Source organism: Amycolatopsis viridis, assembly GCF_011758765.1.
Classification (GTDB): Bacteria; Actinomycetota; Actinomycetes; order Mycobacteriales; family Pseudonocardiaceae; genus Amycolatopsis_E; species Amycolatopsis_E viridis.
This window is the reverse complement of record NZ_JAANOU010000001.1, coordinates 1,889,433-1,911,821: the sequence shown is the minus strand read 5'-3', so window position 1 is coordinate 1,911,821 and position 22,389 is coordinate 1,889,433. Positions and strand designations below refer to the sequence as shown.

Below are 22,389 nucleotides of genomic sequence, written 5' to 3'. Positions count from 1 at the left end.
ATGGCGTTACGGGAGCTGCGGTACTTCGGCGACCCGGTGCTCAAGACGGTCTGCGACCCCGTGACGCGGTTCGACAAGGGGCTCGAGCAGCTGGTGACCGACCTGCTGGACACTGTGCGGCCGGACGGACGCGCGGGGCTGGCGGCGCCGCAGATCGGTGTGAGCCTGCGGGTGTTCAGCTACGAGGTGGACAACCTGTTCGGGTACGTGATCAACCCCGAGATCGTGGAGCTGTCCGACGAGACGCACGAGATCAACGAGGGCTGCCTGTCGGTGCCGGAGCTGTGGTTCCCCACGCGGCGCGCCACCCGCGCGGTGGTGCGCGGCGTCGACCTGCGCAACGAGCCGGTCACCGTCGAGGGCAAGGGCGTGCTGGCGCAGTGCCTGCAGCACGAGGTCGACCACCTCGACGGCACGCTCTACCTGGACCGGCTCGACAAGGACCGCAAGCGGGAGGCACTCAAACAGGCCCGGGACAAGGACTGGTTCTGGAGCCGGTGACCACCCCGGCCCCGCCCGGCCCCGCCCGGCCCCGTGGCCGGCCGGGTTACGCCTCGCCCAGCGCAGTGATCGGGCGGGCGGACCCGGTGCGGAAGTAGGTCGTGCGCGCCGGCCGCGCTCCGGGCTCCGGCAACCACGCGGCACGTCCCCTCGACCGCACCCGCGGGCTGACACTGCCGCCCAGATCGTCCCGCACTACAGGTCGCTCAGTAGATGCGGTCCGGCCGGACGGAGGTCAATGCGCAGCAGCCCCTCCTCCTCCGGCGGTTCCGGCGCCAGCCCGGCGCGCCACGCGGTCCGGTGGATCGCGTCGCGCCCGGGCAGGGACATCGCCACCAGGCGGCGGCACCCGCGGGCGCCGGCGATCTCCGCCAGACGCTTCAGCAGCGCCGTCCCCACGCCGTTGCGCTGCCAGATGTCCTCGACGAGCAGCGACACCTCGGCGATCTCCCCCGGGCCCGGGATCAGCTGCCCGACCCCGATCACGTCGCGCCCGCAGACCGCGAGCAGGCTCAGGCCGCGCGGCGGCATCAGCAGCCGGTGCAGCCAGCGGCGCGGCACGGTGCGCATCCCGGTGTGGTACCGCTCGAAGAGTGTGGTCATCGAGCACCGGCCGTGCAGCGCGGAGACCGCTTCCGCGTCCGCCGGCCTGCCCTCGCGCAGCACGATCGCCGCACCGTCGGCACACGTGACGGCCAGCGGGCTGGTCACGGCGCGCCGCGCGCGGTCCAGCAGGCGCAGCAGCGCCTCCGCGCGCGCCACCTCCAGCTGCACGAACGGCGCCCACCGCCGCCGCGCCACCAGTGCGGTCCGCCCGTCCACGGCGAACACCACCCGATGTCCGCCCTCGACGCGCGCCGGGTTCGCCTCGGCGAGCGGCACGGCCGTGACGAGGTCCGCGGCGAGCACCTCGCACAGCACCTCGGCCTGCCGCGCCGGGTCGTCGACCGCCCGCCCGGCCGCGGTGAGCGTCGCGGCCGGGCCATCCACCAGCTCGCGGACGTCGGCATCGGTGCGGCACGCGCACTCGCACCCCTCGGCCTGGATCGCCTCGACCAGCCGCTCCCTGCTGAGCCCGGACGCGGGCCGGACCACCAACTCGTCCAGCACACCGCCCGGTACCGGCAGGACGGCCAATCCCAGGATGTTGCACCCCAGGCCGGCCAGCCGCACGGCGACGCGGGCGAGCGTGCCGGGATCGTCGTCCATCCGGATCCGCACCCGCCAGACGACCGGCGACACCGCACCCGGATCGGGCATCACCGGCCGCGGCGGGGTTCGTGTTGTTCCCGTTCGACTCTCCATCACGTCATGGTCGCCACCGCATGTTGCCGGTCGTGGACACCGGTGTTTCGGCCGTGTCAGGGCGCGCCCGCAGTGGGCAACCGGCCGGAAACACTCAGCGCGGCGAGAGCACGCAGAACTCGTTGCCCTCCGGGTCGGCCAGCACCTCCCACGGCACCGCGCCCTGCCCGATGTCGAGGCGCCGGGCGCCGAGTCCGCACAGCCGGCCGGCCTCGTCAGCGGTGTCGCCGTCCGCGAACGGCGCCACGTCGAGGTGCAGCCGGTTCTTGCCGGTCTTGGGCTCGCCGACGCGCAGGAACTCCAGCCACGGCCCGCGTCCGGTTGGCGCGCGCAACCCGACGATCCCCGGCTCCTGGTTCGCGATCCGCCATCCGGTTGCCTCGGCCCAGAACGATGCCTGCGCGAGTGGGTCCCGGGAGTCGATCACGACCGCGGCGAGGGCTTCGGTGGTGGTGTAGCCGGGGCGGGGCTCGAGCACGCAGAACTCGTTGCCCTCCGGGTCCACCAGCACCTCCCACGGGACGGCGCCCTGCCCGATGTCGTGCTTGCGCGCACCCAGGGCCAGGGCCCGGTCCACGGTGGCCGCCTGGTCTTCCGGCGAGGTGCTGGCCAGGTCGAGGTGCACCCGGTTCTTCACCGCCGGGTCCTTCACCTCCGGCACCGTCCCGAAGACGAGGTCGAGGCCGTCGTCACCCGGCGCGCCGACCCCGACCTCGTCGTCCTGGACGTAGGTGATCGTCCAGCCCAGCAATTCCGCCCAGAACCGCGCGAGCTCGCCGGGGCGGTTCCCGTCGATCACCAGGCTGTCCACGCGCGTCGCCATGCCCGCGACGATATCCGGCAACGCTTCCCCACGTCCCGGATTTCACCTCGTGGCCAGGCGCAGCAGCGCCCAGAACTGCCCGATCGGATCGTCATCGCCTTCCCAGGCCACCGCTGCGTGTCCCAGGCGCCCCCACAACCACTGGTAGACCGCGGCCGGTGAGCCGGTGACGATACCGTCCGCGCGTTCGGCCTCGGCGCCGGAGCAGCGCCAGGCGGTCGTCTCGCCGGGCCCCGCGCGGGCGATCCAGTTGTGGCCGCCGGTGCGGATCGCGACCGTTCCGGCGAAGGTGCCGGACAGGCCGAGCATCGGCAGCCGTTGCCCGAACCACAGCGCGAGGATCTCGTCCACCCCGTCGAGGGCGATCTCGTCGTCGATCTCGGCCACGATCGCGTCCGCCGCGTTCTGCACGTCGATGCGGTGCACGGTCGTCTCGTGCGCCATCCGGCGGCACCAGAACCCGTAGGTGCGGTCCGCGGGCCACCAGCCGGCGGCGTACTCGCCCGGGTCGTGCGCGGTGAGCTCGCGGTACAGCGCGGCCAGCCCGTCCCGCAGGTACTCCTCCCCGGTCTGGCCGGGCGCCGGGCCGTCCTGCCATTGGGCCGGCCGCGTGCCGCCGGTCATCCAGCCGGTGGCGACGCGGTAGACGCCGCCGAGGTGCCGGACCACCTCACCGATGGTGAGGCCGGGCGTGGTCGGCACCGGGGTGTCCCCCGGAGATTCACGGGCCGTGTCGAGAAGCAGCTCGACCTCGACGCCGAGCGCGTCGAGCAGGCGGCCGTGGTCGACGAGTGCTTGCCCGCCCATTACCGCCGGGACGCCTTTCCCAAGGCCGGTGGCGTGCCGCACTGCCGCACCCGGCCCGGCTGCGGCGCGGACGTCCGCCCGTGCACCAGACCCCGCGCCAGCTCGACGAACCGCGACGCCTGGCGGAGCAGCTCGTCGGCGCGCTCGGCGGTGATCCGGCGGGTGTTGCCCGCCTGCGCCGCGGCACGGGCCGCCGAGTGCGCGGCGAAGTACGCCGTCCAGTCGCTCAGCTCGGGCGCGGCCGTCTCGAGGAGCACCCAGACACTGGCCGGACGTGCGCGGCCCCGGTGGGGCCGGCCGCGCGCGGCGAGCACCGCGGCGCCCGCGCGGAGTGCGGCCAGGTACGCCGCGATGAACTTCGGCGCGGGCTGGGCGGCGTGGCGGGCTTCGCCGATGCCGCGCCGGGCGTCGGCGAGCAGGGCCGTGGCGGCGGGTGCCGCCGGCGGACGGACCGGTAGTGGCAGCGCCGGCTGCCTCTGCGCGGCGCGGGATGCGACGGCAATGGACATTGCCCCTCCCTTGCGGACAACGTGCGATGGCGGCGCCCGGTGCCGAAACGCTTCCCCCGTCCCAGCACCGGGCGACCTGACCGGCGAGCGCTCACCGGATGTCGAACTCTTGTTCGATCGAGTTCCAGAGTAGCTTCGAACACGTGTTCGTTCAAGTCCTCGAATGACGTGGTGTGCCGCACGTGATCACCCGATCAGGTCGGAACGAAACGTGCCGGGAACCCGTTCCGGCCCCTCGGCGACCTGCACCACGTCACGCCGGGCCGGTCCGCCGTCCGCCCACCTGCCCGGTGTCACGACCCCACCGGACCCACCCCGCGGGAAATCTCGTTGGCGTGCAACGAAAACGGCTTCGGGAGGCACCGTGTGAAGACCTGCTTCCGGGCGTCCCCGGCAGCACACCGGGGACACGCGTCGCAGGCCGTCGTGGCACGTGATCTCATATCGGTATGAGCAGCCTGGACCATCCGGCGGTGGCCAAGGTCGCTGCCGCGCTCGCCGAGGCGGGCAGGCACGACGCCGCTGCCGGCATCCGCATCCTGCCGGCCGAGGTGCGCACCGCGGCGCAGGCCGCCGAGGCCCTCGGCGTCGAGGTGGGCGCGATCGCCAACAGCCTCGTCTTCCGCGCGGTGTTCGCCGACCGGATCGAACCGCTGCTGTCGCTGACCTCCGGTGCCCACCGGGCCGACACCGGCACGCTCGCCGCCCTGATCGGCGCGGAATCGGTCGAGAAGGCCGATCCGGCGTTCGTGCGGGAGCACACCGGTCAGGTCATCGGGGGCGTCGCCCCGTTCGGGCACCCGGCCCCGGTCCGCACGCTCGTCGACACCGCGTTGCGGGACTACGGCACGGTGTGGGCAGCGGCCGGGCACGCCAAGTCGGTGTTCCCGACCACCTTCGACGACCTGGTCGCCGTCACCGGCGGGCAGCCCGCGGACGTGGCGTCATGACCACGTCCCTGTCCTACGCCCGGCTGTCCGCGGACGACTTCCGCACCCGCCTGCGGGAAGCTCTGGACATCTACGTCGAAGCGATGCGCTACCCGCCCGGCACGGCCGAGCAACGCGCCCCGATGTGGCTGACGCACGCGTTGCGCGACGGCTGGCGCTGCGTCGCCGCACTGGACGCCGAGGGCACGATGCTCGGCCTCGCCTACGGCTACCAGGGCGCGCCCGGCCAGTGGTGGCACGAGCAGGTGCGGCGCGGGCTGGCGTCGTCCGGCGGCGAGGAGCTCGCGCAGCGGTGGCTGTCCGACTACTTCGAACTGACCGAAATCCACGTCCGCCCGGCGAGCCAGGCCCGCGGGATCGGCGAGGACCTGTTGCGGCGCCTGCTCGACGGGGTGCCCAACCGGCACGTCCTGCTGTCGACGCCGGAAGGGCCGAGCCGGGCGTGGAAGCTGTACCGGCGCCTGGGGTTCGCCGACGCGCTGCGCAACTACCACTTCGCCGGCGATCCACGCCCGTTCGCCATCCTCGGCCGCACCCTGCCCCTGGAGCCTCAGGACCGCAGGTAGCCCACCAGCAGGCCGGTGGCCAGCAGCGCGGCGCCGCACCAGCCCTGGACGCCGAGGTCCTCGTGCAGCACAACCGCGGACAGGATCGCGGCGGTCAGCGGTTCCAGCAGGGTCGCGAGCGCCGCGACGACCGGATACGCGGCGCCGAGGACCCGGAAGTAGGCCGCGTAGCCCAGCCCGGTCGGCACGACGCCGAAGTAGAGCGCGACGGCGAGGACGTCGATCCGCAACGGCAGCGCCATGCCGAGGACCAGCGCCGCCGGCAGGAGCAGGACGCCACCGGCCAGCAAGCCGAACGCCGTGGTGCGCTGGTGGTCCAGGCCCACGACCGGGCGGCGCAGGACCAACGTCAGCGTGGCGAACCCGGCCCCCGCGAGCAGGGCGAACGCAACGCCGGCGGCCAGCCGCCAGCCGGAGTGGCCGGGACCGGCGGACAGGAGCACCAGTCCGGCCAGCGCGAGGGCGACCGACAGCAGGGTCGCCGGCCGCGGCAGGTGGCGCGACCGGATCGCCAGGGCGACCGTGACGAACACCGGCACACTGCCGATGGTCACCATGGTCGCGGTGCCGACCGAGGACAGGCCGACCGCGGCGAAGTAGGTCGCCTGGAACGAGCCGAGCAGCCCGCCGGCGACCGCGATCCGGCGGACGACCGCCCTGGTCCAGACCGTTCCGCGGAGGCCACCGGTCAGCGCGAGGAACAGCACGACCACCGCACCGCCGACCAGCAACCGGTACGTGGCAACGGAAATCGGGTGCAGCCCGGCGCGGGCGGCGAGCAGCGACCCGGACAGGCCGCCGGTGCCCCACAGGAGACCGGCGAGCAGAAGCGTGAGAGTCGATCGGGTACGCGCGGGCGCGTCGAGGGAAACAGACATGACAAGTCGCTCCAGCATCGGAAACGGATGATGACCGTCGACGCGGGGCGACGCGTGCGCCGGGAACGGCGCGATGGGAGTTGCTACCGCACTACCGCCGCCAGGCTCGTGCCGCCGTGCTGCCCGAGCGAGCGCGGCGCCGGATGGGCAGCGCGCCAGCCGGAGCGGCAAACACGCCAACCGGAGCAGCAAACACGCCAACCGGAACGGCAAACACGCCGACCGCAACGGCCAACACCGGGCCGGGGGTGGCGGTGGCGGGCTGGGAGTGCCGCCGTGGAGGCGGGCCGCCGGGGGGCGGGCGTCCGTCGCCGGAAGCGGCCGTGTGCCTGCCCCGGCGGCGGGTGTGCGGTGTGGGTCGCCCCGCTAGGCCGGCGGCGGCGGGGTGACCAGGAAGACCCGGTGCATCGCGCTGTCCTTCCTCGTGGGCGGTGTCAGTCCAGTTCGGCCAGCTGCTCGCGCAGCGTGTCCAGGCCCATGCCGCCGAGGCGGAGTGCCTTCGTGTGGAAGTCCTTCAGGTCGAAGCGGTCACCCTGGCGCTTGCGGGCGTCCTCGCGTGCCTCGATCCACAGCCGCTCCCCCAGCTTGTACGCCGGAGCCTGCCCGGGCCATCCGAGGTAGCGGTTGATCTCGTCGCGCACCAGCGGTTCGTCGGTGATCGTGCGGGTGAGCATGAATTCCAGGCCCAGCTCGGGCGTCCAGCGCTCGCCCTCGTGGAACCCGGTGCCCGCCGGGATCTCCAGCTCGAGGTGCATCCCGAAGTCGACGATCACCCGCGCGGCGCGGAACAGCTGCTCGGAGAGCATGCCGAGCAGATCGCCGTCGTCCGCGAGGTACCCGAGGTCCTGCATCAACCGCTCGGCGTAGAGAGCCCAGCCCTCGCCGTGGCCGGAGGTGAAGGCCATCAGCCGCTGGAACCGGTTCAGCGACCGCTCGTGCACGGCGGTCGCGATCTGCAGGTGGTGCCCGGGCACGCCCTCGTGGTAAACGGTGCTGACCTCACGCCAGGTGGTGAACTCGTCGCGGCCGGGCGGCAGCGACCACCACATCCGGCCGGGACGGGTGAAATCCTCGCTGGGGCCGGTGTAGTAGGCGCCGGCGCCCCCGCCCGGCGGGGCGATCCGGCACTCCAGCGCCATCAGCGGGTCCGGGATGTCGAAGTGCTTGCCGCGCAGCTCGGCGAGCGCGGTGTCGGACAGCTCCTGCATCCACCGCGCGAAGGCGTCACGGCCCTGTACCTGGTAGCGCGGGTTCGCGTCCAGCACGGCGGCGGCGTCGGCGAGCGTGCCGCCCGGGGCGATGCGTCCGGCGACGGCCTTCATCTCGGCTTCCAGCCGCAGGAACTCGGCCCAGCCCCATTCGTAGGACTCGCGCGGGTCGAGCCGCGCACCGATGAAGTACCGCGACCACAAGCGGTAGGCGTCCTCGCCGACCGCGTCCTTCACGCGGGCCTTCGGCGCGAGCTCGGCGCGGAGGAACCCGGCCAGCTCGGCGTACGCCTCCTGGGCGGCGCGGGCCCCGCGGTCGAGGTCGGCGCGCACGGCGCCCTCCGGCGCCCCGGAGACGAGGTTGGCGAAGAACCCGGTTTCCCCGGACAGCCCGGCCCACGTCTCGGCCTGCTCGGCCACCTTGGTGACCTGGCGCAGAGCGGGCGGGTTGCCCGCCTCGACGGCGGCGAGCAGGGAGGCGCGGATGCCGTCCACCGCCTGCGGCACCTTCGCCAGGCGCCGCGCGATCACCGACCACTGCTCGGGCGTGTCCGCGGGCATGAGGTCGAACACCATGCGCAGCTCCTGCACCGGGCTGGCGATGACGTTGAGCGATGCGAGGTCCAGGCCGGCCTCGTGGATCTCCACGTCCAGCCCGACCCGCTCGGTGAAGACCGCCTTCGCGGCGCGCTCCCCGGGGTCGGCCGGTTCCGCAGCCGAGACCGCGGCCAGTGCCCGTCGTGCCAGGGCGGCGCGGGCGGCGTGACCTTCCGGCGAGTAGTCGGTCAGCTGGTCGTCGTAGCCGGGGATGCCCAGCTCGGTCGCCGCGACCGGGTGCGCGGCGGCGAAGTCCTCGACGAACCGGTCACAGATCTGGTGCACACCCATGCACGCAAACCTACCGAATGTGGCAACCGCATTACGCGCGCGCGGGCACCAGACCGAGCCGGCGGACCACCTCGCGCGTGGCCTTGGCGCGGTTGAACGTGTAGAAGTGCAGATCCGGCACGCCCTCGGCGATGAGCCGCTCGCACAGCTCGGTGACCACGTCCAGCCCCTCGGCGCGGAACGCCTTCGGGTCGCCGGCCAGCGGCTCGAGCCGGTCGAGCAGTCGCCGCGGCGCGGGCGCACCGGACAGGCGGATGGTGGTGTGCAGGGTGCGCGGCGTGGTCAGCGGCATCACGCCGGGGATGAGCAACGCGTCGCAGCCCGCGGCGGCGACCCGGTCCCGCAGCCGCAGGAAGTCCTCGGCCTCGAAGAACAGCTGGGCGATGCCGAAGTCGGCGCCCGCCCGGAACTTGCGCACCAGGTACTTCGTGTCGGTGTCCAGGTCCGGCGAGCGCGGGTGCCCGTACGGGAACGCGGACACGCCGACGCAGAAATCGCCCAGCGACCGCACCAGCGACACCAGTTCCTCGGCGTAGCAGAGGCCCTGCGGATGCGGCACCCAGTCGCCGTACGGGTCGCCCGGCGGGTCGCCACGCAGCGCGAGGATGTTGCGGACCCCGACGGCCGCGTACCAGCCGATGACGTTGCGCAGCTCGGCGACGGTGTGGTCCACCGCGGTCAGGTGCGCCATCGGTACCAGCGTGGTCTCGGTCGCCACCCGCGCGATGCTGCGGATGGTGCCGTCCCGGCTGGAGCCGCCCGCACCGTAGGTGATCGACATATAGGCGGGATCCAGCGGTTCCAGCTCGCGGACCGACCGCCACAGCACGGCCTCGTCGGCCGGGTCGCGCGGCGGGAAGAACTCAATGGAGAACGCCGGGGAGTCCCCGCGGAGGCGCTCGATCACCGACGTCATGCCGGCCATCGTAACCGGTGTCCGCAGAGTGGGAAATGTGGTCCGCGTCCTGGGAACGGTTAACCGGACCCAGCGACGGCCGGTTGCCCCGCCTCGGCCTGCGCCCCCCACCGCCGCGCGAGCACCGCACAGATCATGAGCTGGGCCTGGTGGAACAGCATCAACGGCAGCACGATCAGGCCGACCGTCTGCGCCGGGAACAGGACCGCGGCCATCGGCAGGCCGCTGGCCAGGCTCTTCTTCGACCCGGCGAAGATGATCGCGATGCGGTCCGCGCGGTCGAAGCCGAGCTTCGGCGTGAGCAGCTTGAGGATCCAGAACACGGTGTAGAACAGCGCGAGGTTCACGACCACCAGGCCGCCGAGCGCGACCGGGGTCAGCTGGTGCCAGATGCCGGCGACGACGCCCTCGCTGAAGGCGGCGTAGACCACGAGCAGGATCACCGTGCGGTCGGCGCGGCCGAGGACCTTCTTGTGCCGGGCGATGAACCCCCCGATCCAGCGCCGCGCGATCTGCCCGGCGACGAACGGCACGAGCAGCTGCAGCACGATCGAGGTGACGGCGTCGAGGGAGAAGCCGTGGCCGGAGCTCTCCAGCAGCAGCGCGGCCAGCAGCGGGGTGAGGACGATACCCAGCAGGCTGGAGAACGAGGCGGCGCAGATCGCGGCGGCCACGTTGCCCTTGGCGATCGAGGTGAACGCGATCGAGGAGTTCACGGTCGAGGGCAGCGTGCACAGGAAGACGATCCCGGCGGCGAGCGCGGGGGTCAGCACGGCCGGCACGAGGAGTTTGGTGGCCAGGCCGAGCAGCGGGAACAGAACGAACGTGGTGGCCAGGATCACCAGGTGCAGCCGCCAGTGCCGGAATCCGGCGACGGCCTCGGCGGTGGACAGGCGCGCGCCGTAGAGGAAGAACAACAGCCCGACGCCGATCGAGGTGACCCAGGACGCGACCTCCGCGCCCTGTCCGCGCGCCGGAACCAGGCAGGCGATCCCGACCGCGGCGAGGATGCCGAGGATGAACGGATCGATCCGGAGCTTGGCCAGGAGCGCGGCGGGACTCATCACGGTTCCATGGTCCGCCCGGCCAGGCCGATTGTGAAGTATGATGAGCGGCATAACTGCTATCGCGGAACGCGATGGAGGTGGCGTGCTGGACCCCGTGTGGCTGCGGACGTTCCTCACCGTGGCCGAAACCCGCAGCTTCACCCGCGCCGCCCAGCGACTGGGGCTGCGGCAGTCGACGGTGAGCCAGCACGTGCGCAAGCTCGAGGACGCCACCGCGCAGCAGCTCCTGCTGCGCGACACCCACTCGGTCGAGCTCACCCCGGACGGCGAGGCGATGATCGGGTTCGCCGGAACGATCCTGGACGACATCGAACGGGCGCTGGCCTACTTCACCGGGCCGGAGCTCCGCGGCCGGGTGCGGTTCGGCGCGTCGGAGGACTTCGTGGTCGGGCCGCTGCCCGAGATCCTGCGCGAGTTCCGGCGGCTGCACCCGCTGGTGGACCTCGAGCTGACCGTGGACCTCTCCGGTGTGCTGTACGAGAAACTGCGCGGGGGTGAGCTGGACCTGGTGCTGGGCAAGAAACGCGCGGGCGACGAGACGGGAAGTCCGTTGTGGACGGACCCGCTGGTGTGGGTGGGCCGCGAGGGCTTCACCCCGGAGCCGGGCCAGCCGGTGCCGCTGATCGCCTACCCGCCGCCGAGCATCACCCGTGCGAGGGCACTGGAGTCGTTGCGGGACAACGGGAAGCCGTGGCGGATCGTGTGCACGAGCGGCAGCCTGAACGGCCTGCGCGCGGCGGCGCTGGCCGGGCTCGGGGTCGCGGTGTTCGCCCGCAGCCTGGTGCCGGCCGGGCTGGCGGAACTGCCACCCGGCCACGGACTGCCCGATCCGGGCGAGGTGCAGTTCCAGCTGAGCACGCGCGCGGCGACCGGCCCGACGGCCGCACTGTCCGAGGCGATCCGCGCCGAGGCCGGCCGCCTGCACGGCTAGGCGGATCGAGGCACTCACCGCCGCCCCGGCGCTGCAGCCCGGGCCCTCGGCGGTGCACGGCGGACGCAGCGGTTCGAGGGCTTGAGCCCGCGCGCTGAACGCGTCGCGCCGGATATCCGCGAGGTGCGCAACGGCCGGCGCGCCAGCCGGGCCGCACCGCACCAGTGCCGCACCGCACCCCGGCCGTGGCATCGGCCCGCTCACCGCCGGCGGCGGCAAACACACCGCGCGGAGCAGCAAACATGCCGCCCGCAGCAGCAAACACGCCGCATCTTCGTGTTTGCCCTCCCGCGCGCCGTGTTTGCCCGTCCGGGCGGCGTGTTTGCCCTCCCGCGCGCCGTGTTGGCCCGTCCGCGCGCCGTGTTGGCCCGTCCGGGCGGCGTGTTTGCCCTCCCGCGCGCCGTGTTGGCCCGTCCGGGCGGCGTGTTTGCCCTCCCGCGCGCCGTGTTGGCCCGTCCGCGCGCCGTGTTGGCCCGTCCGCGCGGCGTGTTTGCCCTCCCGCGCGCCGTGTTTGCCCGTCCGGGCGGCGTGTTTGCCCTCCCGCGCGCCGTGTTGGCCCGTCCGCGCGCCGTGTTGGCCCGTCCGCGCGGCGTGTTTGCCCGTCCGCGCGCCGTGTTGGCGTACCGCGGCGCTCGTTGCGGCGCATCCGCTGCGCGGTGGCGTTTTCCGGGCGCCTGTCGCGGACGAGCGCCGGAGCGCACCGTTGCGGTGGGGCCACCCGCGAGGCCGGGTCAGGGCACGCCGGCCAGTCGCAGCAGGGCGGTGACCGCGGCTGCGGCCACGACCACCACCAGGAACGGTGCCTTCCGCCAGGCCAGCACGCCGCCGACCACGACACCGGCCGGACGGGCGAACCCGGCGAACGAGTGGCCCTGGGTCAGTGCCTGCGTCGCCACGACCGCGACCAGCAGGACGGCCGCCGCGATCGTCATCAGGTTCTGCACCTTGGGCGGGATCTGGATCCGGGCCTGCAACGCCGGCCCGGCGATCCGGAACGCGAAGGTGCCGACCGCGAGCACCGCGATCCCGATCAGGATGGTCATCGCCGCACCACCAGCACGAGCACCCCGGTGAGCGCGAGCAGCACCGGCAGACCCGCGGGCAGGAACGGCGTCACGGCGAGCGCGACCACCGCTCCGGCCAGCGCAGCCCGCCGGGTCCGGCTGTCTCGCAGCGACGGCAGCACCAGCGCGAGCAGCACGGCGGGGAACGCGGCGTCCAGGCCGAACGCGTCGGTGTCCCCGATGACGGTGCCCGCGAAGGCGCCGACCACCACGCCGAGGTTCCAGCACAGGAAGATGCAGATACCGCACGCCCAGTACGCGGTGCGGCGGCGCCCCGGATCCTCCTGGGCGAGGGCGAAGGCGACGTCCTCGTCGGTCAGGAGGTGGCTGCCGAGCACCCGTCCCCGGCCGCGGAGCACGTCGCTGACCGCCATGCCGAACGGCAGGAGCCTGCTGTTGACCAGCAGGCCGGCGACCGCCGCCGCGAACGGGCTGCCCCCGGCGGCCACCAGCCCGACGAACAGGAACTGGGCGGCCCCGGCGAACACCAGCAGCGACATCACCACCGGGAGCCACCAGCCGAACCCGGATCCGGTGCTGATGGCGCCGTAGGACACGCCGACGACGCCGTCCGCCAGCGCCACCAGCGCCACGTCGCGCATCAGGCGAGGGTCGAGTGTTCGGTAAATCGCACGCATCGGCTCTTATACTGAACGGACACGCGAGCGTTCGTCAAGGCGAACGACTGGACTTCTGGAGCGAACACGCATGGCTGACCGGAGTGCACCACTCGACGTCATCGCCGCTTCGCTGCGGCGCGAGCGCGCCCGCACCGGCCTGTCGCTGAGCGAGGTCGCCAAGCGGGCGGGTATCGCCAAGTCGACCTTGTCCCAGCTGGAAGCGGGCAGCGGCAACCCGAGCGTGGAAACGCTGTGGGCGCTCAGCCTCGTGCTCGACGTCCCGTTCGCGCGCCTGGTGCAGCCGGTGCGGCCGCAGGTGCGGGTCCTCCGCGCCGACGAGGGGCCCGCGTTCCGCTCGGAACGCTCGGACTACGTGACGACGCTGGTGTCGTCCTGCCCGCCGCACGCCCGCCGGGACCTCTTCCGCGTCGCCGCCGAACCGGGCCCGCCGCGCCGCGCCGACCCGCACGCGCTCGGCGTGGTCGAGCACGTGGTGCTCTGCGCGGGCCGCGCGCTGGTCGGTGTGACCGACGACCCGGTCGAACTCGGCCCCGGCGACTACATCGTCTACCCCGGCGACGTCCCGCACATCTTCCAGGCCCTGGAGCCGGGTACGCGGGCGGTGCTCGTCTCCGAGCACTGCTAGGCCGCCGCGAACACCGCCACCGCTCCGGCGCCGTCCGGCGCCGCCAGCCCGTGCCGTTCCCGCGTCAGCACCGCGGGCGTCACCCCGGCCAGCTCCCGTGTCTCGCGCGTCAGGTGGGCCTGGTCGGCGTACCCGGCGGCCGCCGCGGCAACGGCCAGTGCACCGCCCGAGTCCGCGTGGCGCAGGAACCGCTGGAACCGCGCGACGCGCTGGAGCGCCTTCGGCCCGAGCCCGGCCTGCTCGGTGACCAGGCGGCGCAGCTGGCGACCCGTCACCCCGGCACCGGCGGCGACCGAGTCGAGCGGGTCACCGCGCCAGATCCGGCGCACCGCGTGCCGCACGCGTGCATCGCCGCGCCGGGGCGTCAGCGCGGCGGGGAACTGGCCGCGCCACACCGAATCCGCGACCACACGGGCCGCGGCGTCCGGCAGCACCGCGGTCAACGGCACCACGGCGTCCCGCACCTCGTGCCCGGGCAGGCCCAGCACCGCCGCGATCGCCTCCGGCCGCAACCGCAGCCCGCGCAGCTCCGCGCCGGCCGGCAGCCGGTGCAGGGCGGGTGACAGCGTCGGCCCCACCAGGTACGCCACCCCGGTGGACGCCACGATCAGGTCTGCCGCACCGTCCGGCACGACCCGCTGCAGGCGGTGACCGGCGGTCCGCTGCGCCCACCAGCAGTGCACCGCCCCGGAAGCCGGCCATTCCCGGTAGACGTCCGTTTCGTTCAAGCCCGCGCCGGGCTCCCCTGCCATGCTGCCGAGTATGGAACAGAGCGTGCAGATCATCACCGTGGCCACCCGCGACACCGACGCGGCCCGCGAGTTCTACGTGACCGGGCTGGGCTGGCGGCCTCTGCTGGACGTGCCCGGCGAGATCCTGTTCTTCCAGGTGGCGCCCGGCGTCGCGCTCGGCCTGTTCGACGCGGTGAAGTTCGCCGAGGATCTCGGCGGCGCGGCCGTGACCGGGCCGGCGGGGCTGACGTTGTCGTACAACCGGGACAGCCCCGAGGAGGTCGACCAGTGCCTGGCCGAGGCCGCCGCGGCGGGCGCGGAGATCGTGAAGCCCGGGCAGCGGGCCGCGTTCGGCGGCTACCACGGCCACTTCCGCGACCCGAACGGGCTGATCTGGGAGATCGCGTACAACTCCGGCTGGTCGGTGGGGCCGGACGGCCGGGTGCGGATCGGGCTGATCGAGGAAGGCTAAAGCCCCGCCATCAGGTCGGTCTCGGTGATGCCCGGTCCCTGTCCCGCGCGGATGAACCACTCGGTGCCGAAGGTGTAGGCGAAGGAGTCCGCCGGCATCGCCAGGAACAGCGACTGCTCGCTGATCTGGCTGGCGTGCGCGCGCATCGCGGCGCGTTTGGCGTCCAGCCAGGGCCGCACGTCGACCGCGGCGGTGATCTCCGCGGCCGGCTTGCCCAGTTCGGCCAGGCCGTCGATGCCGGGGATCCGCACCCCGGTCTCGGCGGCCTGCGCCGCGAACAGCTCGAGCCCGGCGCGCATGTGGTCGCGGTTGCCCGTGCTCTGGTACACCCGGGGCGTCCCGGCGAGCTCGGCCGCGCGCAGCCCGACGCGGTGCACCTGGATGTGGTCGGGGTGCCCGTACGTGCCGTGGTCGTCGTAGACGGTCAGCACGTCGGCGCCCTCCTCGCGCAGGATCGCCGCGAGCTTCGCCGCCGCGTCCTCGACCGGCGCCTGCCAGAACGAGCCGGGCAGGTCGTTCTCCGGGGCACCCATCATCCCGGAATCGGTGTACCCGAGGAATTCCAGCCGTTTCGCGCCGAGGATCCCGGCCGCGGCGCGGGTCTCCACGACCCGGCGCTGCCACAGCGGTTCACCATCGGCGAGGAACCCGGGCGGGACCTCGCCGTGTTCGCCGCGGGTCGCGACGACGAGCACCACGCGGTGGCCCTCGTCGGCGGCCTTGCGCATGATCCCGCCGCAGGCGATGCACTCGTCGTCCGGATGGGCGTGGAACGTCACCAGGGTGGCCACGCCGCCGAGCCTACGGGTGCCGGTCACATCGCGCGCACCCCTGGCGAGCGCGCCCGGTGGCCGTCCCCGACGATAGGCTCATGGACTTCGACGCCAACCTGCCCCAGCACCTGGAACGCCACCTCGCCGCGTTCCTGACCGAGGCGGGCGCGGACATCCGGGCCGGGGAGCCCGCGTTCGGCTCCGGCGTCGACGCGCTCACCCGCTTCGTGCTCGGCGGCGGCAAGCGGCTCCGTCCCACGTTCGCGTGGTGGGCCTGGCGTGGCGCGGGCGGCGACCCGGGCGGCCCGGACACCGAGGGCGTGCTGCGGGCCGTGGCCAGCCTGGAGCTGGTGCAGGCGTGCGCGCTGATCCACGACGACCTGATCGACTCCTCCGACTCCCGTCGCGGCCGGCCCACCGTGCACGTCTCGCACGCCCGCGAGCACCGGGCCCACGGCTGGCTCGGCGCGCCGGAAACGTTCGGCATGGCCGCCGCCGTCCTCCTCGGTGACCTGGCGCTGGCCTGGGCCGACGACATGTTCGCCGGCGCCCCGCTGCCGCCCGCGACGCTGGCGGCAGCCCACCCGGCGTGGCGGGCGATGCGCACCGAGGTGCTGGCCGGCCAGTACCTGGACGTGCGCACGCAAGCCGTCGGCGACACCACGCCGGAGGCGGCGCTGCGGGTGTGCCGCCTCAAGACCGCCGCCTACACGGTGCAGCGCCCGTTGCACCTGGGTGCCGCGCTCGCCGGCGCGGACGAGGCGCGGATCGCGGCTCTGCACGAGTTCGGCAGCGACCTGGGTGTCGCCTTCCAGCTACGCGACGACCTGCTGGGGGTTTTCGGGGATCCCTCGGTCACCGGGAAACCGGCGGGTGACGACCTGCGCGAGGGCAAGCGCACCCTGCTCGTCGCGCTCGGCCTGCAGATGGCCGAGGACCCGGAGCAGCGCAAGCTCATCGCCGACGCGATCGGCGCCGATCTCGCCCAGGACGAGGTGGACACCGTGCGCCGCACCCTGACCGAGGTCGGCGCGGTCGACGCGGTGGAGGTGCAGATCACCGCGCTCACCTCCACCGCGCTCACCGCGCTGGAACGCGCCCACCTGGCCGAACCCGCCGCCGCGCGGCTGGCGGGGCTGGCCGAGACCGCCACCCAGCGCGTGTTCTGATCGGTACACAGTGGACAACCACCTGGAGTGCGATCCAGGTGGAAGCCCGGGACGGGCAACCGGTTCCGGCCTGCTGGGCGGTTCGCGCACCGGTGGCTAGGCTGACGGCATGAGCGACACCACCAAGCCGATCCGGATCGGGCTGCAGCTCCAGCCGCAGCACGCCGACTACCAGACCATCCGCGACACCGCATCCACCGCCGAGGACCTCGGCGTGGACGTGCTGTTCAACTGGGATCACTTCTTCCCCTTGACCGGCGACCCCGACGGCCTGCACTTCGAGTGCTGGACGATGCTCGCCGCCTGGGCGGAGCAGACCTCCCGGGTGGAGATCGGCGCACTGGTCACCTGCAACAGCTACCGCAACCCCGAACTGCTCGCCGACATGGCGCGCACGGTCGACCACATCAGCGACGGCCGGCTGATCCTCGGCATCGGCTCCGGCTGGTTCGAGAAGGACTACGACGAGTACGGCTACGAGTTCGGCACCGCCGGCGGACGGCTGGACAACCTCGCGGAGTCGCTGCCGCGCATCGAGTCCCGGCTGGCCAAGCTGAACCCGGCGCCCACCCGGGACATCCCGGTGCTCATCGGCGGCGGCGGGGAGAAGAAGACCCTCCGGCTGGTCGCGAAGCACGCCGACATCTGGCACAGCTTCGGCGACCTGGAGACCATCGAGCGCAAGACCGGCATCCTCCGGCAGCACTGCGCGGAGGTGGGCCGCGACGCGGCGGAGATCGAGATCTCCACTGCGGTGCAGAGCGAACCGGACGAGCTGGGCCCGAAGCTGCGGGAGCTGGGCGTCAGCCTGTTCACCGTCGCGGCGAGCGGCCCGGACTACGACCTGGACCTGCTGAAGAAGTGGATCGCCTGGCGCGACGAGCAGAACGGCTGAGCCACCGGTGTTGCGGGGCGCGGCGGCACGCGCCCGCCCCGCAACACCACGGGAACTCCGCTCGGACGCCGCTAGAACGCCATCGCCTGGGCCCGGCGCTTCACCTCCGTGCCGTGGTTGGTGCGCAGGGCGTTGATCGGGGTGCTGCCGGGCAGGGTCTCGTCCGAGGTGTAGAGCCACCGCAGCATCTCGGTCCGGCTGAACCCGGCGTCGGCCAGCACCGTCAGCAGGCCGGTGAGGCCCTTCACGGTCTGGCCGCCGACGAGGAAGTCGGCCGGGACGACCAGGTCGCCGCCGCGGCGTACCGCGAGCAGCTGACCGTCCCGCAGCAGCTGCCGGACCTTGTTGACCGACAGCCCGATTTCCTGGGCCACCTCCGCCAGCGGCAGCACGGCCACGTCGGCGTCGAGAACGTCATCAGCGACTGGGATCGCACTCACGCAAGACAGGGTGCCACATCTGGCCTGGTTGTCCGCAATGTCGCGCGAACGGCGTAACGAAACCTCAACTCCGGCGGTCCGGGGCGGGTCCGGCGGCTCCGCCGATGTCCGTACGATCGGCAACCGTGACGAGCACGGACACCAGCCTGGCCGGAACGCTCCTGGAGCGGCGCTACCGGGTCGACGGCCTCCTCGCCCGCGGCGGCATGTCGGCGGTCTACCGGGGGTCGGACACGAGGCTGGACCGTCCGGTCGCCATCAAGATCATGGACCCGCGGTTCGCCGACGACCGGTCGTTCGTCGAGCGGTTCGAGCGCGAGGCGCGGCTGGCCGCGAAGCTGCACCACCCGAACGTGGTCACCGTGCACGACCAGGGCGTGGACGTCGCGGGCGACCGCTCGCACGTGTTCCTCGTGATGGAGCTGGTCGACGGCGGCACGCTGCGCGACCTGCTGGACCAGCGGGGCAGGCTGGACGCGCCGCTGGCGCTGAGCGTCGCCGAGCAGATGCTGGCCGCGCTGGCCGCCGCACACCAGGCCGGGCTCGTGCACCGGGACGTGAAGCCGGAGAACGTGCTCATCGGGCACACCGGTCAGCCCCCGAGCGGGGTGGTGAAGGTCGCCGACTTCGGGCTCGTGCGCGCCGTGGCGAGCGCGGGCACCACCAGTTCCAGCATCATCCTCGGCACTGTCGCCTACCTGGCGCCCGAGCAGGTCACCACGGGTGCGGCCGGTGAACGCGGCGACGTCTACTCGGCCGGCATCGTGCTCTACGAGATGCTGACCGGGCAGGCCCCCTACACCGGCGACACGGCGATCTCGGTCGCCTACCGGCACGTGAACGACGACGTGCCGGCGCCCAGCACGGTGCAGCCGGGCATCCCCGCCGCGCTCGACGACCTGGTGCTGCGCGCGACGCGCCGCGACCCCGAGGCCCGGCCCGCGGACGCCGCCGCGTTCCTGCAGGAGCTGCGGCACGTGCGGGCCGCCCTGGGCGTCGCCCCGGCGCCGATCCCGGTGCTGCCGCCCAGGCCGGTGCCCGCCCCGGCCCCGGCCGCGGACCCCGACCGGACCGTTCCGGCGTTCTCCCCGGTGACCGCCGCGAATCCGGTCGCCGGCCCGCGCGGCACCCGCGCCATGGTCCGGCCGCAGAACGCGCCCGTGCCGCAGCCGCCGCCGGCGCCGCCCGCGGAGGAGGAGCAGCCGGCGGCGGTCCGGCGCCGTCCGGTGGTGCTGTGGGCGGTGCTCGCCGCGCTGCTGCTGGCGCTGGCGGGCGGCGGGATCTGGTGGTTCACCGTCGGCCAGGACGCGGCGGCAACGGTCGCCGTCCCGTCGGTGGCCGGCTTGGACCAGGTCGCGGCGGAGAAAACCATGCACGACGCCGGGCTCTCGGTCACCGTGGTGCGGCAGCGGCACAACACCGTCCCGGCGGGCAAGGCGATCGGCAGCGATCCGGCGGCCGGCGCGTCGGCGAAGAAGGGCACGACGGTCGTCGTGCAGCTGTCCTCGGGCCGCCCGACGGTGCCCGACATCCGCCCCGGGATCGATCTGGCACAGGCGGAGGCCGCCATCCGGGACGCCGGGCTCACCCCGCAGCGCGAGCCCGGCTCCGACAATTACAGCTCGGCGGTGCCGGCCGGGAAGGTGCTCACGATCAACCCGGACTCCGGAACGCCACTGCCGATCGGTGCGACCGTGAAGATCGGCGTGTCCAAGGGGGCGCCGCCCACCCCGGTACCCGCCGTCGCCGGAATGAGCCGGGACGACGCGTTCCAGCGGCTGCGCAACGCCGGGTTCGAGCCCTACGACGCCGGCGGTGAATTCTCCGAGAACGTGCCGGGTGGCAGCGTCACCCGCACCACCCCGGCCGCGGGCACCGCCGTCGACGCCCAGGGCAGCAAGCGGGTCGGGGTCTACGTCTCGACCGCGGTGGAGGTCCCGTCGGTGGTCGGACGCCCGGTGCCGGACGCGATCCGGCTGCTCGGCGACGCCGGGCTGCAGGCCGACGTCGAAGGCCGCACCCGCAACTTCTCGATCGTCGTCGGGCAGGATCCCGAACCCGGCGAGCGGGTCGAACGCGGCAAGAAGGTGAAACTGGAAGTATTTCCGTGATCGAATAGCGGATCACATCCTTTTCACGTCCACAAAGGACCAATACCCCGTTCGAGTGAGAAATCGGAACAGTTAGCGCTGCCGAAACAAATGGACTACCGTTTCGTCACGTCCGTTTGCTCGAGTAGCAGGCAATTCCGTTGTCACCGACCGTAGAGGGGTCGTCTATGGCTGGCCGTCAGCTCAGTGGGCTGGACGTGGCTTTCCTTTGCCTGGAAGGGGAATCCACCCCCATGCACATGGGGGCGGCGGTGATCTTCCGGCCGGGCGCACCGATCGATCCGCAGGCCGTGGCCGGGTTGCTCGCCGACCGCGCGCGGCGCATCCCCCGGCTGCGGCAGCGGGTCCGCCCGTCGCTGTTCCCGCCGGGTGGCGCCACTTGGGCCGACGACCCGGACTTCGACCCGCACCGGCACATCCGCGTGCACCGGCTCGCCGGGTTCTGCGCCGACGACCCGCTGGCGGTGCACGCGGCCGAGTGGATCGAACAGCCACTGCCGATGGACCGGCCACTGTGGGACTTGGAAGTCGTCACCGGACTCGACGACCACCGGTACGCGTTGCTGCTCAAGCTCCACCACGCGTTCACCGACGGAGCCGGCGCGTTCGCCGTGGCCGCCGGGCTGCTGGACGAGCTGCCGATCACGCGGATGTTCGCCGACGCCCACAACGCCGCCACCCGCCGGGCCGAGCCCCGCCCGCCGCTGGAAGCGCTGCGCGACGGGGTCACCGCGGCGATCACGCAGGCCGGGGAGAACGCGGCGATCGCGTCCGCGGTCCTGCGCGCCGCACGGCCCTACCCGTCGTCGCCGCTGAGCGCGCCCGGTTCGGCCGGACGGCGGCTCGGGTTCGTCCGATTGCCGGTCGCCGACGTCCGCGCCATCCGCACCGCCCACGGCGGCACCCCCAACGACGTGGTCCTGGCGGTGGTGACCGGTGCGCTGCGCGAATGGATGATCAACCGCGGGCAGCGCCCGGACGCGTCCCCGCTGCGGGCGCTGATCCCGGTCAGCATGCGGGGCCGGGACGGCAGCTGGGGCGCGAACCAGCTGTCCGGCTACCTGTACGACCTGCCGGTGCGCCTGGACGACCCGGTGCGGCGGCTGCGGGAGATCCGCCGGTCGATGAACCGGAACAAGGCGGCGGGGCCGCAGCGCGGGGCGGGCGCGCTGCCGGTGCTGGCCGACCGGTTACCGCCCGGGCTGCACCGGTTGACGGCGAAGATGGCCGGCCGGGCGGCGGGTGTCCTGTTCGACACCGTGATCACGAACGTGCCGCTGCCGAAGCTGGACCTGTCACTGGACGGCGCGCCGCTGTGCGAGGTCTACCCGTTCGTGCCGCTGGCGCCGCGGCACGCGGTCGGCATCGCGGCGGCCACGTACGGCGATCACGTCCACATCGGACTCCAGATGAACGCCGACGCGGTGCCGGACGCGGGATCGCTCCAGGACGCGGTGCTGAAGTCCGCAGCTGCGCTGTACGAGCGGTCCATCTGACGATCGCCGGGGGCGTCAGTCATGATGAAGCCATGCCGGTCCCCGACGCGCAGTGGCTCCGCCGTGCCACGCAGAGCGCCATCGTCGTCCCCGTGCCCGAGACCGACCACCTGGTCACCCGGCACCGGCGCAACGTGCCCGCGCACGTGACGGTGCTCTACCCGTTCGTGCCCCCCAAGGACATCGACGCGCGGACGGTGGCCGACCTGGAAGCCGCGCTGATCGGGATCGAGGCGTTCGACTGCGCGTTTTCACAGGTCGGGTGGTTCGGGTCGGAGGTCGTGTGGCTGGCGCCGGAACCGGATGCGCACTTCCGGGCGCTGACCAGGGCGGTGTGCGAGCGGTTCCCGGGCCACCAGCCCTACGACGGCCGGCACCCGGACACGGTGCCCCACCTGACCGTGGCCGACCACCGCACGGGAGACGCGCACACCCGCCGCCGGGCGGCCGAGGACGCCGCGGCGGTCCTCCCGATCCACGCGCGGATCGACCGTGTCCGGCTGGTCGCGGGCAACGACGAGCACGGCCCGTGGCGCACGGTCACCGAGTTCGCGCTGCCCGCACCCCTGGAGAACCCGCGGGAAGCGGTGGCGGACACCTTCGCCGTCTGACCCGGCCGGTGC

24 protein-coding genes are annotated in these 22,389 nt (G+C 73.2%); 11 read left to right on the top strand and 13 right to left on the bottom strand.

Going from position 1 to position 22,389, the window contains the following annotated elements:
- Nucleotides 1-501 carry a peptide deformylase gene (gene def / locus FHX46_RS09450; RefSeq protein WP_167112503.1) on the top strand — a complete coding sequence of 167 codons (501 nt, stop codon included), beginning with the start codon at nucleotides 1-3 and terminating at the stop codon, nucleotides 499-501.
- A 195-nt stretch (nucleotides 502-696) separates the two neighbouring features.
- Here def and FHX46_RS09445 read toward each other — a convergent pair whose 3' ends face one another.
- From FHX46_RS09445 to FHX46_RS09430, 4 genes are all read right to left on the bottom strand, one after another.
- Entirely contained in the window at nucleotides 697-1,761 is a 1,065-nt protein-coding gene (locus FHX46_RS09445; protein WP_208401021.1) for a GNAT family N-acetyltransferase, read from the bottom strand.
- Between the two features lie 139 nt (nucleotides 1,762-1,900).
- Nucleotides 1,901-2,629, bottom strand: coding sequence for a VOC family protein (locus FHX46_RS09440; protein ID WP_167112499.1), 729 nt, complete (start codon nucleotides 2,627-2,629; stop codon nucleotides 1,901-1,903).
- Nucleotides 2,630-2,671: 42 nt separating this feature from the next.
- Nucleotides 2,672-3,436: a maleylpyruvate isomerase N-terminal domain-containing protein gene (locus tag FHX46_RS09435; protein ID WP_167112497.1), complete on the bottom strand. Its 765-nt coding sequence runs from the start codon at nucleotides 3,434-3,436 to the stop codon at nucleotides 2,672-2,674.
- Nucleotides 3,436-3,945, bottom strand: coding sequence for an SAV_6107 family HEPN domain-containing protein (locus FHX46_RS09430; protein ID WP_167112495.1), 510 nt, complete (start codon nucleotides 3,943-3,945; stop codon nucleotides 3,436-3,438). The genes FHX46_RS09435 and FHX46_RS09430 overlap by 1 nt, the downstream gene beginning before the upstream one ends.
- A gap of 449 nt (nucleotides 3,946-4,394) precedes the next feature.
- Between FHX46_RS09430 and FHX46_RS09425 the strand changes: the two genes are divergently transcribed.
- Nucleotides 4,395-4,895 (top strand): YbaK/EbsC family protein, encoded by a 501-nt coding sequence (locus FHX46_RS09425; RefSeq protein WP_167112493.1) that lies wholly within the window; start codon nucleotides 4,395-4,397, stop codon nucleotides 4,893-4,895.
- Nucleotides 4,892-5,461: a GNAT family N-acetyltransferase gene (locus FHX46_RS09420; protein WP_167112491.1), complete on the top strand. Its 570-nt coding sequence runs from the start codon at nucleotides 4,892-4,894 to the stop codon at nucleotides 5,459-5,461. Before FHX46_RS09425 ends, FHX46_RS09420 begins: the two co-directional genes overlap by 4 nt.
- On the opposite strand, the gene FHX46_RS09415 is transcribed toward FHX46_RS09420, so the two are convergent.
- From FHX46_RS09415 to FHX46_RS09400, 4 genes are all read right to left on the bottom strand, one after another.
- Entirely contained in the window at nucleotides 5,446-6,339 is an 894-nt protein-coding gene (locus FHX46_RS09415) for a DMT family transporter (protein ID WP_167112489.1), read from the bottom strand. The genes FHX46_RS09420 and FHX46_RS09415 overlap by 16 nt on opposite strands.
- A 434-nt stretch (nucleotides 6,340-6,773) precedes the next feature.
- A complete protein-coding gene (locus FHX46_RS09410; RefSeq protein WP_167112487.1) occupies nucleotides 6,774-8,435 on the bottom strand; it encodes a DUF885 domain-containing protein in 1,662 nt (553 codons plus the stop codon).
- 31 nt (nucleotides 8,436-8,466) lie between these two features.
- On the bottom strand, nucleotides 8,467-9,351 hold the full coding sequence (locus FHX46_RS09405; protein WP_167112485.1) for a methylenetetrahydrofolate reductase: 885 nt from the start codon (nucleotides 9,349-9,351) through the stop codon (nucleotides 8,467-8,469).
- Nucleotides 9,352-9,410: 59 nt separating this feature from the next.
- The gene (locus FHX46_RS09400; RefSeq protein ID WP_167112483.1) at nucleotides 9,411-10,418 is read right to left on the bottom strand and encodes a bile acid:sodium symporter family protein; all 1,008 of its coding nucleotides are present in this window, start codon (nucleotides 10,416-10,418) and stop codon (nucleotides 9,411-9,413) included.
- 82 nt (nucleotides 10,419-10,500) lie between these two features.
- Here FHX46_RS09400 and FHX46_RS09395 point away from each other — a divergent pair, with 82 nt between their 5' ends.
- Complete coding sequence (locus FHX46_RS09395; protein ID WP_167112481.1) at nucleotides 10,501-11,349, top strand: LysR family transcriptional regulator; 849 nt, start codon at nucleotides 10,501-10,503, stop codon at nucleotides 11,347-11,349.
- 731 nt (nucleotides 11,350-12,080) lie between these two features.
- Here FHX46_RS09395 and FHX46_RS09390 read toward each other — a convergent pair.
- Nucleotides 12,081-12,392: an AzlD domain-containing protein gene (locus FHX46_RS09390; protein ID WP_167112479.1), complete on the bottom strand. Its 312-nt coding sequence runs from the start codon at nucleotides 12,390-12,392 to the stop codon at nucleotides 12,081-12,083.
- Nucleotides 12,389-13,051: an AzlC family ABC transporter permease gene (locus tag FHX46_RS09385; RefSeq protein WP_167112477.1), complete on the bottom strand. Its 663-nt coding sequence runs from the start codon at nucleotides 13,049-13,051 to the stop codon at nucleotides 12,389-12,391. Before FHX46_RS09385 ends, FHX46_RS09390 begins: the two co-directional genes overlap by 4 nt.
- A 70-nt stretch (nucleotides 13,052-13,121) precedes the next feature.
- Between FHX46_RS09385 and FHX46_RS09380 the strand changes: the two genes are divergently transcribed.
- Nucleotides 13,122-13,679, top strand: coding sequence for a helix-turn-helix domain-containing protein (locus FHX46_RS09380; RefSeq protein WP_167112475.1), 558 nt, complete (start codon nucleotides 13,122-13,124; stop codon nucleotides 13,677-13,679).
- Here FHX46_RS09380 and FHX46_RS09375 read toward each other — a convergent pair.
- The gene (locus FHX46_RS09375) at nucleotides 13,676-14,431 is read right to left on the bottom strand and encodes a helix-turn-helix domain-containing protein (protein ID WP_167112473.1); all 756 of its coding nucleotides are present in this window, start codon (nucleotides 14,429-14,431) and stop codon (nucleotides 13,676-13,678) included. The two genes, FHX46_RS09380 and FHX46_RS09375, sit on opposite strands and share 4 nt — an antisense overlap.
- 10 nt (nucleotides 14,432-14,441) lie before the next feature.
- On the opposite strand from FHX46_RS09375, the gene FHX46_RS09370 reads away from it, so the two are divergent.
- Nucleotides 14,442-14,882: a VOC family protein gene (locus FHX46_RS09370; protein ID WP_167112472.1), complete on the top strand. Its 441-nt coding sequence runs from the start codon at nucleotides 14,442-14,444 to the stop codon at nucleotides 14,880-14,882.
- On the opposite strand, the gene FHX46_RS09365 is transcribed toward FHX46_RS09370, so the two are convergent.
- Nucleotides 14,879-15,673, bottom strand: a complete 795-nt coding sequence (locus FHX46_RS09365; protein WP_167112470.1) for a PIG-L family deacetylase — start codon at nucleotides 15,671-15,673, stop codon at nucleotides 14,879-14,881. The two genes, FHX46_RS09370 and FHX46_RS09365, sit on opposite strands and share 4 nt — an antisense overlap.
- Before the next feature lie 80 nt (nucleotides 15,674-15,753).
- Here FHX46_RS09365 and FHX46_RS09360 point away from each other — a divergent pair, with 80 nt between their 5' ends.
- Both FHX46_RS09360 and FHX46_RS09355 read left to right on the top strand, forming a co-directional pair.
- Nucleotides 15,754-16,824 (top strand): polyprenyl synthetase family protein, encoded by a 1,071-nt coding sequence (locus FHX46_RS09360; protein WP_167112468.1) that lies wholly within the window; start codon nucleotides 15,754-15,756, stop codon nucleotides 16,822-16,824.
- Between the two features lie 109 nt (nucleotides 16,825-16,933).
- Nucleotides 16,934-17,719: an LLM class F420-dependent oxidoreductase gene (locus FHX46_RS09355; RefSeq protein ID WP_167112466.1), complete on the top strand. Its 786-nt coding sequence runs from the start codon at nucleotides 16,934-16,936 to the stop codon at nucleotides 17,717-17,719.
- Between the two features lie 71 nt (nucleotides 17,720-17,790).
- Here the strand turns inward: FHX46_RS09355 and FHX46_RS09350 are convergent, their stop codons facing one another.
- A complete protein-coding gene (locus FHX46_RS09350; RefSeq protein ID WP_167106319.1) occupies nucleotides 17,791-18,159 on the bottom strand; it encodes an Rv2175c family DNA-binding protein in 369 nt (122 codons plus the stop codon).
- A 125-nt stretch (nucleotides 18,160-18,284) separates the two neighbouring features.
- On the opposite strand from FHX46_RS09350, the gene pknB reads away from it, so the two are divergent.
- The 3 genes from pknB (at nucleotide 18,285) to FHX46_RS09335 (ending at nucleotide 22,377) form a co-directional block, all read left to right on the top strand.
- Nucleotides 18,285-20,270: a Stk1 family PASTA domain-containing Ser/Thr kinase gene (gene pknB, locus FHX46_RS09345; protein WP_167112464.1), complete on the top strand. Its 1,986-nt coding sequence runs from the start codon at nucleotides 18,285-18,287 to the stop codon at nucleotides 20,268-20,270.
- 167 nt (nucleotides 20,271-20,437) lie between these two features.
- Nucleotides 20,438-21,766 (top strand): wax ester/triacylglycerol synthase family O-acyltransferase, encoded by a 1,329-nt coding sequence (locus tag FHX46_RS09340; protein WP_167112462.1) that lies wholly within the window; start codon nucleotides 20,438-20,440, stop codon nucleotides 21,764-21,766.
- Between the two features lie 32 nt (nucleotides 21,767-21,798).
- Nucleotides 21,799-22,377: a 2'-5' RNA ligase family protein gene (locus FHX46_RS09335; RefSeq protein ID WP_167112460.1), complete on the top strand. Its 579-nt coding sequence runs from the start codon at nucleotides 21,799-21,801 to the stop codon at nucleotides 22,375-22,377.
- Nucleotides 22,378-22,389: the final 12 nt, after the last annotated feature.